The organism is Streptomyces sp. BHT-5-2 (assembly GCF_019774615.1).
GTDB lineage: Bacteria > Actinomycetota > Actinomycetes > Streptomycetales > Streptomycetaceae > Streptomyces.
Window position 1 is genome coordinate 3,540,987 of record NZ_CP081496.1, and the last position, 11,953, is coordinate 3,552,939.

At 67.6% G+C, this 11,953-nt stretch carries 8 protein-coding genes; 7 read left to right on the forward strand and 1 reads right to left on the reverse strand.

From position 1 onward, the window contains the following. Nucleotides 1-190: 190 nt before the first annotated feature. The 3 genes from K2224_RS15730 to K2224_RS15740 all read left to right on the forward strand — a co-directional run bounded on the left by K2224_RS15730 (nucleotide 191) and on the right by K2224_RS15740 (nucleotide 4,579). The gene (locus K2224_RS15730) at nucleotides 191-1,078 is read left to right on the forward strand and encodes an AraC family transcriptional regulator (protein WP_221907140.1); all 888 of its coding nucleotides are present in this window, start codon (nucleotides 191-193) and stop codon (nucleotides 1,076-1,078) included. Further along, nucleotides 1,075-1,485 (forward strand): VOC family protein, encoded by a 411-nt coding sequence (locus tag K2224_RS15735; protein WP_221907141.1) that lies wholly within the window; start codon nucleotides 1,075-1,077, stop codon nucleotides 1,483-1,485. The genes K2224_RS15730 and K2224_RS15735 overlap by 4 nt, the downstream gene beginning before the upstream one ends. Nucleotides 1,486-3,403: 1,918 nt before the next feature. Further along, the gene (locus tag K2224_RS15740; protein ID WP_221907142.1) at nucleotides 3,404-4,579 is read left to right on the forward strand and encodes an HNH endonuclease; all 1,176 of its coding nucleotides are present in this window, start codon (nucleotides 3,404-3,406) and stop codon (nucleotides 4,577-4,579) included. Between the two features lie 441 nt (nucleotides 4,580-5,020). Here the strand turns inward: K2224_RS15740 and K2224_RS15745 are convergent, their stop codons facing one another. Further along, nucleotides 5,021-5,941: a hypothetical protein gene (locus K2224_RS15745; RefSeq protein ID WP_221907143.1), complete on the reverse strand. Its 921-nt coding sequence runs from the start codon at nucleotides 5,939-5,941 to the stop codon at nucleotides 5,021-5,023. 231 nt (nucleotides 5,942-6,172) lie between these two features. Here K2224_RS15745 and K2224_RS15750 point away from each other — a divergent pair, with 231 nt between their 5' ends. The 4 genes from K2224_RS15750 (at nucleotide 6,173) to K2224_RS15765 (ending at nucleotide 11,714) form a co-directional block, all read left to right on the forward strand. Then, nucleotides 6,173-6,949 carry a GNAT family N-acetyltransferase gene (locus tag K2224_RS15750; protein ID WP_221907144.1) on the forward strand — a complete coding sequence of 259 codons (777 nt, stop codon included), beginning with the start codon at nucleotides 6,173-6,175 and terminating at the stop codon, nucleotides 6,947-6,949. Between the two features lie 246 nt (nucleotides 6,950-7,195). Continuing rightward, nucleotides 7,196-7,729, forward strand: a complete 534-nt coding sequence (locus K2224_RS15755; RefSeq protein ID WP_102923733.1) for a GNAT family N-acetyltransferase — start codon at nucleotides 7,196-7,198, stop codon at nucleotides 7,727-7,729. Between the two features lie 626 nt (nucleotides 7,730-8,355). Continuing rightward, entirely contained in the window at nucleotides 8,356-9,075 is a 720-nt protein-coding gene (locus tag K2224_RS15760; RefSeq protein ID WP_221907145.1) for a hypothetical protein, read from the forward strand. Between the two features lie 500 nt (nucleotides 9,076-9,575). Next, nucleotides 9,576-11,714 (forward strand): MMPL family transporter, encoded by a 2,139-nt coding sequence (locus tag K2224_RS15765; RefSeq protein ID WP_221907146.1) that lies wholly within the window; start codon nucleotides 9,576-9,578, stop codon nucleotides 11,712-11,714. The last annotated feature ends 239 nt before the right edge of the window (nucleotides 11,715-11,953 follow it).

The following is an 11,953-nucleotide window of genomic DNA, read 5'->3' on the forward strand; positions in this document are numbered from 1 at the left end:
GTTCCGAGCAACCGCTCGCCGCCAGGGGGCGGTCACGTCCACAAGCGGCCTCACCGTGGCGACGCGAACGGGGGCCGGTTCGCGAAGATCGACGACGGCTTGCCGCGGCCCCACCCGCAGAACTCCCAGCTCGAGCGCCAACCGGGTCCGCAGCTCCGGGGACACTGGCTCAGGGCTGCATACTGGAGGAATGGTCACAGACACCGTCTCCGTCGACCAGGAGATGGTGCGGATGACGCCCGGGCTTGGAGGCATGGTGGTCTCCGCCGTCGGCTACCGCATCGCCGGGGTGCGGACGGGACTGCACCGGGGGCTGCCGTCTCCGTACCTGACGCTGATCTTCTCCCTGGACGGACCCGTCACTGGCGGGCTGACGCCGGAGCAGGCGCGCGGCCCGGATGCCTTCCGCGCGGACATCGTGGTGGGTGGGCTGCAGCAGGCTCCGGCGTACGTGGAGCAACCCGAGCGGGAGTCGGGAGTGCAACTGGCCGTACACCCGCTCGCTGCGCGGGCGCTGTTCGGGATGCCCGCGGCGGAGCTGACCGGGCACGCCGTCGCCGAGGGCACCGATGTGCTCGGCCGGGCCGGCGCCGAAGTGCACGAGCGACTGCGCGAGCAGGACCGGTGGGAGGAGCGCTTCGCCACGCTGACCGACTTCCTGCGCAGGCAGGTGGCCCGGGCCCCAGACACGCCGGGCGTGCGGGACGAGGTCGGCGAAGCCTGGGCCTGGCTCGCCCGGCACCACGGCGCGGGCACCCTCCAGGGTCTCGCCGCCCACGTCGCGCTCAGCGAACGGCGCCTGACCACGCTCTTTCGCGCGGAGACCGGACTTACCCCCAAGCAGGCCGCCCGGCTGATGCGCTTCGACAGAGCGAAGGCGCAGGTCGTAGCAGCAGTGTCCGCGCACGACCGGCCCGACCTGGCCGGGGTGGCCGCCGACTGCGGCTACTACGACCACTCCCACCTGGTGCGCGACTTCCGCCAGTACACCGGTGTGAACCCCACCGCCTGGCTTGCCGAGGAGTGCCGGAATATCCAAGCCGGCGGCCACCGCAACGGCCCAGAGTGGGATGCATGAACGCAACCGAGAAGAAGATGCGCGAGCCCAGCGTCTGGCCCACCCTCCAGGCCCACGACGCCCCCGCACTGATCGATTTCCTGGTGGACACCGTGGGCTTCACGCGCACGGCCGTATACGAGGACGCCGGCGCTGTCGCGCACGCCCAGCTCGACTGGCCGGAAGGCGGCGGCATCATGCTCGGCTCGTACAAGCCGGACTCCGAGTGGTGCGTGCCGCCCGGTTCCTTCGGCGCGTACGTTGTCACCGACCAGGTCGACGAGCTCTACGAGCGGCTCGCCGCTGCCGGTGCGAAGGTGATCCGGCCGATCGAGGACCAGGCATACGGGAGCCGCGAGTTCGCGATCGAGGACCCGGAGGGCAACAAATGGTCCTTCGGCACCTACCGCGGCGAGCCGCGCCCGTAAGAAGCCCAGCCTGTCCGCGCGTTCGACCTGCAGGTCGAACGCGCGGACAGGCCGCAGGAGGCGATGGGCCGAAACCGGCAATGCCGTCCACGAGCTCATGGACGTCGCAGCCACGGCTGGGTGAGATACCCGACCACGTCAGACCGACATGACCCCCACGCCACACGTAGACGACCGTGCAGGTCGCAGCCCCGACGCCACAAGGCCGCAAGCCCCGAACGCAGACAATCTCCACATCAACCCGACACGAACCCCCGCCCCTGAGCTCGAGAGAAACCCCAGGCCACAGCGCACTGCTCCACCAAGAGCCCACGAACCCCTTTCGACCACCCAACCATCCTCCTCACGCAAAGAGCCTGGCCAACGCAGCGACCAGGCTCTTTGTGCGTGTCCGAGGGGGGACTTGAACCATACGTACACGCCGGTGATGCGGGGCGAATTGCGGTTGCCGTAGCCACCGATTCGAAGTCCGGGCAGACGCCACCGATCATGGCTGGTCGTTCGTATGGCGGTGAGCTGTTGACCGGCTGATCGCCTTCGCCGACAACACCTCCTTCGGCGATGTCGACCGCGCGGGGGCAACCGAGGCCCTGGCGAGGGTGGCGGGGTACCGGGACCGCACTGCCCAACCTGTCAACCTCCTCGCCGATAACGTCTCCCTCCACGACTTCGCCCGCGCGCGAGCGCCCCAGGCCCTGTGGAGGGGAGCGGGGAACCGCGACCACGCTGCCCTGGGCTGGAGCGGGGCGGAGGCAAGAGCGCAGACATGGACAAGGGCAGGGTCGCAGGCGGCGGCCGAGAGCGAGCTGCCTTGAACCCGTAGAGAAAGTTGTCACTCTTCGGCTGGTCTGGTCAGTCATGCCGCGTGCTGCGGCTCACGCCCGGGCTCCAGGTCGGCCTCTCTTCCTGTGGTCCTGGCCTGGGCAGCAGCCTCGATTCGCCGCGCGAGTCGAGGAATCGTGAGGTTTGCCAGGGCGGCAGCAGCAGGCCCTTGTTCGTCTTTTTCTTTTGTAGCGGCTGCGGCGGCACTCACTGCGGCTGAGCAGGATGTTGCGGGTACGACATGAATCCCCCCGATGCGCAAGTAGTTTATGTGGAAGCGCGGCAGAAGATCGCGGATTGCGTAACCAATCCGTTTGAACTGGACAAACAATGACATGCCGCAGTGGAGCGGGCACAAGTGGAAGATGAGCGTGGGTGAGTGGCGCCCTGTCAGTGGAAGCGCGCTTGTTCCTGGCGATCCCGGCCAGCACCGCCAGGACGACCACACACGAGGACTGCCTCGAGCGTGACACGGATGTGGGGTGGGGCTACTACGGCGGGAAGGTCCACCGCTACGTCGCGGGTGTCGGGTGCCCTGGACAGCTCGGAGTCCCTGAACTCATCGCGGGACGCGAGGATTTCAGGCGAACGGGTCGCCCGCCACCCCGCTGAGGCGGACCAGCCCGGGCCTGCCCTCGTCGATGACGCGCACGTACAGCGTGTAGGCCGAGCCCGTTTCCTCGGCCTTGGCGCGGTCCAGGCCAGGACCTCCTCGGCGTCGGCGCCGGCCAGCTCGTACTCGTCCGACACCCTTGCCGACCTCTCCCAGATGTACGCCCGATAGTGGCGGCGTCCTGCTCCCAGATGGTGTCTTGCGGATCCACTTCTCGTACGTGCAAGGGGCGATCGTAGCGGCCCGGACCGCGGGCAGTCCGTTGACGTGGGGCAGTGGCCTGGGAGCGCCCCCGCCGCTACCTCCCCGAAGGCAGCATGGACGAGCTCTGTACTCCTGGGACTGGCGCAGATGGCCCGCGGGTATCCGGAGGATATCGCTGCGGAGTGCCGGATGACCGTGGATGAAGCGGCCAACTGGCGGGCGATCGTGCTGGTGCAGGCGGAGGCCGAAGCGGAGTGATGCGCTGTCATGCTGGGTGCTATGGAGTTCACGTCCGACCACTGCGCCAACTGCGACGCGCCACTTCCTGACGACCTGTCGCACCGGCCCGTGCTCTTCTGCAGCACCGGTTGCGCCCAGCTTGCCGAGTCGATCCGCTACCGGCGCAAGCTGCGGAACGAGGGTCGTGAGGACGATACCGAGGCCATGTATGGGTTCCGCATGAAGTTCCTTCAAGCTCTCGCGGGCGGCTACCGGAATATACGGACCAGGCCGGAGGTTCGGCAGGCCGTGATCGAGCGGGCTGCAGGCTCGTGCGAGATGTGTGGAGCGCCTGGTGCGGAGGTCGACCACATCGACGGTCCCTCACCGGAGCCGGAGAACCTCCAACTGCTGTGCCTGGACTGCCACCACGCCAAGACCGAGGCGCGGCTACGCCCCGCGTCCGCTGAGGAGCGCGCCCATATCGAGCATATTTTCGCCACCCGGGTCAGGCCGGCGGAACCGGCGCGGCTGTGTGACAGCTCGGAGTGGGTGGCGTCGTGGCGCGGATTGCGACGAGAGCGGGCCGCCCGGCTGCGGGCACGCGGGATAGCGGGATCCCTCCGGACCGTGCAGAAGGGTGCGAAGCCTCATCAGCGCTCCACCCCCCTCACGCAGCCGGTCCCACCGCCCCCGAGAGGGCCGGAGTCGTCCCGGACGATGCGTCCGTTGGACTTCTACCCGGCTCGCAACGGCAAGGGAATGCTCCATGCCACAGTGCGCGATGGGCGGGGTGCGTACCCGCACGAGAGGGCGACGGCCGGCGAAACCGCTTCTTGTCGGCGGACGCTGCTGCTGGATACCACGGCGGAAGCGGTGACCATCCCCGCAGGGACGCTCGTTCAGGACGCCGCCGGGATGCTCAAGGTCTGTCAGCGGTGTCTGGTGTCGGCCGAGCGGGAGCGCACGGAGTCGAGCATCGGCCGTGCGCGTCTTCACTTGGCCGTGGATATCGCCTGCCGCCCCCGGAAAGGCACGCTGCATATCGTCTACCAGGACGCTCCACAGAAGCGACGGCCGGAGGGGCGCAACCCCCTCCAACCGCTGTGCGGAGTCCCATTCCTCGTCGAAAATGGGCCGGTGACGACGTTTGCAGCGGGGACCACGATCGATGTCCTCGACCGGCGCCGGGTATGTGGGAACTGCGTAGCCTCCGCTGGGGGCTGGCCAGGCTAAACAGCATCGATACGACCGCTGGTGATGGGTGACGACGGCCGGGCGGGGTTTCTCGCTCTCCGGACACACCATCAGCTTCCTGCGTATCTGCCGGTGGCCTCTTGTCGACGACGGCGATATTGGGTCTGACCGCGATTCCGTCAGCGATCTTCGTGCTGCGGCAGACTGCCGACGAATTCGATCTCAACTCTCGACCGCACTGTCGAAGTCATGGCCGATCCGCCAGGGTCCAGGGGTTGGGTCGTGCACCGCGAGTTCCACGACGGTGGCGTCCGGCAGCTCTCGCTGTCGACATTCTTCACCGCGAGGGCATCGGTGTGCCGGAGGACGTAGTAAGGCCACACGTCATTCCCGGACCATCGGCTCGAGGGTTCCCCGTCACGGTGTAGGGCCTGTCCGTTGGGACAAGTGACAGGCCCTGCAGACACGCCGTGGTCGGATTCAGGCACGTAGAGCGAGCGGCCGCCTCCTCAGACCGACTCGTCCCGCCCTCCGGATCGCCTCCTGCCAGACCGATGGCGCCGTCACCGTCGTCGCGACGTGACTCCCACCTCGGACGTGACGCTCGGACAGAACCGTCTGATCAACCGCCTCAGGCGGCCCGGCGTCCGCTGCCAGGCGGCGGGAGAGATAGTGACTCGTGTGGCCGGCCTCGAGGGCATCGCACAGGGCCGTGAAGTGCTCGGTGTCGGAGGGCATGCTCAGCTGCCGCAACAGGGCGAGGGCGGAGTGCGGTTCGAGGTCTCCGTAGAAATCGTGATAGCTGCCCAAGATGGCGCGGAATACCGCGGGCTGGAGCTCGGGGAACGTCGCCGCTGTCCGGTAGACCGGGTACTTGACGGGCCAGGACACGGGGCCCGAGGCACACAGAACGCGCCGGGCACGGCGGAACAGGGGACCGCCGGCTATCCCGGCTGGCGCAGTTCCGTCCAGAATCTCTGCCAGGTCGTGGCCCACCACCTCGGCGAAGGCTGCCTCGGCCGTGGCCGGGTCCTCGAACCAGTCGACCCAGAGAGAGTAGATCACCGCTTCGGGCTCATCAGGGGCTTCCAGCCGATGGCGGTATCCCGCCCAGAACGCCTCAGCTGGCAGCGGGTCCCGGTTGTCCTTCAGCGCAGCGCGGATCTCGCAAGTCACCCAGTACTCACCGAGCAGATCCAGCAGACCGAAGGCGAGCCGCAACCGAGCAGCCGCGTCGCGGCCGCGTTCCTCCAGCGCCACGCTCGTCCACGTGTGCGCCACCTCGCTCGACGTCAGCGTCCCCGCGGGAACTCCGCCTTCGGCCCAGACACCGTCGCTGACTTGCCTGACCCCCTGCGCTTCCAGCCAGCGCCGCGCCTGCTCTATATCCCCGCAATTCATCACAGAAGTGTAGGTCCCGCAGGCAGGAAACCTCGCGGTGCCGTCGGGCGCGGGGTCCCAGCACCGGCAGCCAGAGCACTGCTTCAGGATCCTGGATCCGCCAGTTGCCGGGCAGGGCCATGCGCCATCAGCGCTGCCGATGCTGAGCAGTTGCAGCAACGCGTAGGCGTGCCAGGCCTGTCCTGCTCATTTTCCGTTGCCTCGTGCGTCTGGTGATGCTGGAGTGAGCGGATGGATCAGGACACAGTGCTGGCGGTCTTCGATCGCGAGATGCGGCAGGGCATCCGGGCCGATGAGCCAGGAGCCCGGGTAGAGCGGGTGGGCGGCGTCGTACGCCATGTCGGCGCAGACGCCGACGGCTGGAACGGAATCGTCTGGTCGGAGCTGGACGAAGCCACGGCGGACGCCGTGATCGCGGAACAGGTGGAGTACTTCACCTCGCTCGGGCGCGGGTTCGAGTGGAAGCTGTACGGGTACGACCGGCCGGCCGACCTGCCCGGACGGCTGCGGGCAGCGGGTTTCGTGCCCGAGCCCGAGGAGACGCTGATGGTCGCCTACATCAAAGACCTGCCCACGAACGTCGAACTGCCCGAGGGCGTCCGCCTGCTCCCGGTGACCGATGCTGCCGAGGTCGAGCTCGCGGTGACCGCGCAGGAGCGGGCGTTCGGCGAAGCGCGGCCGTACCACCGGCAGCTGCTGCTCGGCCAGTTGGCCGCCGGCCTGCCTCCCGCGGTCGTCGCCATGGCCGGTGACGTGCCGGTGAGCGCCGCACGGATGGAGCTGCACCCGGGTACCTCCTTCGCGAGCCTGTGGGGCGGGGGCACAGTGCCGGAGTGGCGCGGCCGGGGCCTCTACCGGGCCCTGGTCGCCTTCCGCACCCGCATCGCCGCCGAACACGGTTACCGCTACCTCCAGGTCGACGCGTCCGACCAGAGCCGTCCGATCCTGCGGCGGCTCGGGTTCGTACCGCTGGCCACCACCACCCCGTACGTACACACGCTCGACTGACCTCACGCGGAACTCGGCGCCGGCCGACGGGACGCACCGGCGGTTGGCGAGGGCGATAAGGCCGCCGATGGCCGCGAGGCGAATTGGCACCGCCGCGGAGGCGGTGGCGCTGAGAGTCCCCCAACCTTGCCCATGCCCTGCCCGGTGTGGACCTGACTGGGTCCGTCGGGCACGCCGTAACGCTTCGAGAGTCCGGGAGCAGCGCCGATTACCGATGAGGCCCTTGCCTTCGGCAGGATGGGCGCCATGACCGAGATCCACACCCCCCGTCTCCTGCTCCGTCGCTGGTGTGATGACGACCTCGCGCCAATGACCGAGATCAACGCCGACCCGCGGGTCATGCACTGGATCGACGACGGCTCGGTGCGCGACCCGGACCAGACGGCAGAGGACATCGAACGGTGGGAGGAGGAGTGGGACGAGGAGGGCTTCGGCCTCTTCGCCGTCGAGCTGCTGGCCTCAGGTGAACTGGCCGGCTTCACGGGTCTGTCCGTGCCCGAGTTCCTTCCGGAGGCGCTGCCCGCCGTGGCGATCAGCTGGCGGCTCGGCTCACAGTTCTGGGGCCAGGGATACGCATCCGAAGCAGCCCAAGCCACGCTGGAGTTCGCGCTCCAGGACCGTGGCCTCGATCGCGTCATCAGCATCAACCGGGTGGGCGACAACGCCTCCGAGAACGTCATCCGTAAGCTCGGCATGGGGCCGGAACGCGAGACGGCACACCCGGTGTACGACTTTCCGCTGCACGTTCACACCATCGATCTCACCGAGTTCCAGGCGTGAACCAGCCGAGCCGCCGGATCAGCACGAGACAGCCGCCCGCCGTCCGTACGTCCCCAACCGCATTGACCGCCACCGCGTAGGCGAAAGAGGCTGCTTTCCCGCCGCGACCTGCACTTTCACGGAACTGCGGCCGCCACACGTGGCCATCGTTGCGACCCCAGGCTCTGGCCACCGCTGGCACCCGCAGTGAAAATCACGAGAGCTGGAAGCGTGGCGCGCGAACGGCGCAGGTGCTTCTTCCTTTTGTCGATCGAATTACGGAAGCGCTAGCGACACCCCCGTCACACACGGATCTCGCGCCGATCAGATATTGATTACGTGAGTCCCACCGGCATGTTTTATCGAAACGACGTGCGATAGACATTTGCCCTGTCGCGACATGTTACCAAAGAGGGAAAAGGGAATAGGCTAATTCGCTTCGATGCCTTCCCGTTCGGCGTACATCACGGTACGATTCTCGTAACCCAGGGGTTTGCACAGGGACCTGCCTGAAGGGGTCCGTGGCCTCGTTCTACAGGTCGCTTGCGCGAGGCAAGAAATTCGGCAACGCCATTCCTCCATTTCCCCAGAAGACGCTCCTCCGTCCGCGTACCAGTAATTCTATTTTGAATCCCCGGAGGAGTGAAGTGCGTCTGTTCGACTTCGTGCGGCGCCATTCTTCTTGTTTTTGTGCGGGGTTACTACCGTCGATGCAGATCTATTTCTTCGTGAAAGGAGGAGGCATGTCAACTGAAAAGGGTACTCAGCGAAGCCTGGAGGATGACGTCGGGGAGGTCACGGACACGACGCCGAAATGGCGCCGCCGTCTCATTCGTCTCGGTGTCTACGGACTGTTCGCGGCCCTGGCTGGAACCGCGGTGACGGCCATGGCCGCGCCCGTGGCGCCGCCGCGGGCGGGTGGTACCGCTGCCGGCGCCATCATCTGTGCGAACGGCTCAGGGGCCGTGACGAAAACCGACGACCCGGGTGAGCAGGGCGAACCGGTGAAGTACCAGGCAACGGGCTCGTGCGAGGTAACGGGCGCGGAGAACGGCACCGCCATCGGCAAGTCAATGTTTTCCATCGCGCGGAACAATTGCGCGAACGCGTCGACGAACGTCACGGCAAGCGTCACGTGGCCCGACGGAACGAAGAGCTCCGGTGCGGGAACCGTGGTGTGGGTCGCCACCGCCGGCCAGGGAATCTCGGCCAGCATCGTCAGCGGCTCGATCACAAGCGGCGCCTTCACCGGCGCGCTGGTGAAGGGTGAGGGCACCGCGCCCGAGCAGGTTCGGCTCGACTGCATTACAAGTGGGACCTTCGCCGGGGCCACCGGCTCCGGTAGCGGGGCGGTGAGCCCCACCTGAGGAGTTCAGCAGGCTTGCGCCGGGCACTACCACCTGCCCGGCGCAGGTTCCAGCAACGGGATCCCGGGATCCGCTGAGAACACCGGGACCCCTCCTGCGACCGAAGTCGGTACCTGACGGAGCCGACGCAGTGCGTCCCGCCCCGCAACGCCAGCGACTGTACGCCGACGGTGCGCGTGCGCCACCTGGGGCCGAGGTGCGAAGCCGACAGTGTGCTTGCACCGAACTCGCCCTCAGTAGCACACGTCGTGGCCTGTGTTCGAACGCCCTCACCCATGACAGACGGTGGAAATCATGGAGATCTTCGCGCCCGCAACCGTACCTTCAGAGCCGCGTGAGAATCCGGGCCGCAGCGCCGAGCCGTGCACACCAGGAGCCGGCCGGCTAGCTCGACCACCGAGCCCTTGGGGCCTCCACGATCCGATCCTGCGCGGGTTCTCCGCTTGCTGCCGCCGGCTCCTGATCGCGTTCGGGGACGGAAAAGCCATCGGGGAGGGCGCGTGTTCGTGACGCTCGGCCGTGCCGCCGCCCGCCGCAGATGGGTCTTTCTCGTGGTGCCCCTGGTATTGGCCGCGTTGGCGGCGGCTGTGGCGTCAGACATCCACGAACGGCTCAGCTATGGGGGATTCATCGCGCGCGACGCCGAGTCGAACCGGGCCGCCATGGCCATCCGCGACCGCATCGGGCGTGGTGGCGCGGACGTGATCGCCATCTACCGCAACGCCCACCACACGGTGGAAGAGCCGATGTTCCGCCGTGCGGTGGAACATTCGCTGGCCACTGCGCCGAAGGGAACCATCGTCTCGACAATGACGTATTGGTCGCGCGATCTGCCCCTGCTGGCATCGAAGGACCACCACGCGACGGCCGTCCTCATCATGCTCGCCGGGTCCGACGACACCAGCCGCACGGCCAGATACCACCAACTGCGCCCAGCGCTGCGGGCAGAGGGTTTCCGCATCCAGTACACCGGGCCGGTCGCGGTGGTCGACGGAGTCGCAGAGCGGGCCCTGACGGACCTGAACCGCGCCCGGCTCATCGCGCTTCCCCTGGTGTTCGCCCTGCTCCTGTTGATCTTCCGAAGTCTGGTGGCGGCCCTGTTGCCGGTCGTCATCGGCGGGCTCAGCATCAGCATCACGCTGGGCGTTCTGGTGTTGCTCAACGACGTGGTGGAGATCTCGGCCATCACCCTGAGTCTGGTGACCGCGCTGGGACTGGCTCTCGGAGTGGACGCCGCCCTCTTCGTCGTCGGGCGGTTCCGCGAAGAGCTTGCCGGCCGTGCCGGCGTGCCGGACGCGGTGACGACCGCCTGCGCGACCGCCGGCCGCACGGTGTTTCTTTCCGGGGCCACCATGAGCGGAATCGCTCTGGGGTTCCTGCTCTTCCCCATCGGCATCCTGCGGTCGATCGGTGTCGCCGCTGCCATTGTCATCACCGTCAGCGCCACCCTCAGCGTCACCGCGCTGCCCGCCGCGCTGGCCCTCGTCGGTTCGCGCCTGACCACACGAAGGCTCCGCACGCCACGACGGAGGCGCGCGGACCCGGCGGAGGGCCCCTGGGCCGGACTCGCCCGGGCGGTGATGGCTCGGCCAGGGCACTACACGATCGGCGTCCTCTTGACCCTGCTCGTCATGACGGCACCCTTCGCACACATCACCCTCGGGTTCCCGGACCAGCGAACCCTGCCCGCCGACGCGCCGGCCCGCCTGGCTTCCGACGCCCTGCAACACGACTTCGCACTCGGCGGACTCGACGCCGTGCAGGTGGTGGTTTCCGTTCCGCACCGGCTGGACACCCCCACCGGGCAGCGGACACTCAGGGCCTGGGGTGAGGAACTCATCCGTCTTCCTGGCACCGGTGCCGGGCTCATCGCTGCGACGTCCCAACACAGCGCAGTGATCTACCTGACCCACGACAGCAGCGCCGAAGACCCGGTCACCCGCACCTTGGTGCAGCGCATCCGCGCGCTGCACCCGCCGGACGGCGGGGAAGTGCTGGTGGGCGGGTTGTCGGCGATGGCCCAGGACACCCTCCAAATGCTGGGCCGCCGACTACCGTGGGTCCTGTTCTCCATCGCGGCGTTCACCTATGTGCTGCTGCTGACGGCGTTGCGGTCGGTGGTCCTGCCGGCCAAGGCACTGCTCGTCAACGCGCTGTCCATCGGCGCCTCCTTCGGCGCACTCGTATGGATCTTCCAGGACGGGCACCTGACATGGCTGGTCGGCGCCGGCCGCACCGGCTACATCGACGTCACCCAACCTGTGACCATGCTGATCCTGCTGATCGGCCTCTCGACGGACTACGAGCTCCTTCTCCTGTCGCGCATCCGCGAGCAGTACGACGCCACCGGAGACAACGCTGTTGCGGTCGCGACCGGGCTACAGCGGTCCGCGCCGATCATCACGGCGTCCGCGGCGGTGGTTCTGGTCGTCAGCGCGATCTTCACCACCAATGGCGTGATCCTGGTCAAGGAGTTGTGCGTCGGCGTGTTCATCGCCGTAGCGGTGGACGCCGGCCTCGTCCGGGCGCTGCTCGTTCCGGCTGCCATGCGGATGCTGGGGCGAGCCAACTGGTGGCTACCTGGAACACGCAAAACTCGGCCTCAAGTGCCCGGAAATTCCGACGAGTTCACGCCCTGAGTACCGAAACACCAGTGCAGAAGCAGCCCCTGGACTCGGACACCCATCGGATCACGCCCAAGACCCAGGGACGGCGAAGAGCGCGGATGAGGAAGCAGCCCGGTTCGCACCCTGCCGGCTGGGGGCGCAGAACGCCTTCGTGCGGTTGGACGACGATGGCGGCCAAGAGGACACGCAGAACATCGAGCACGGAGCGATTTTCATGGGATAGTGCCTCGACTCAACTGCCTCGTAGGCCC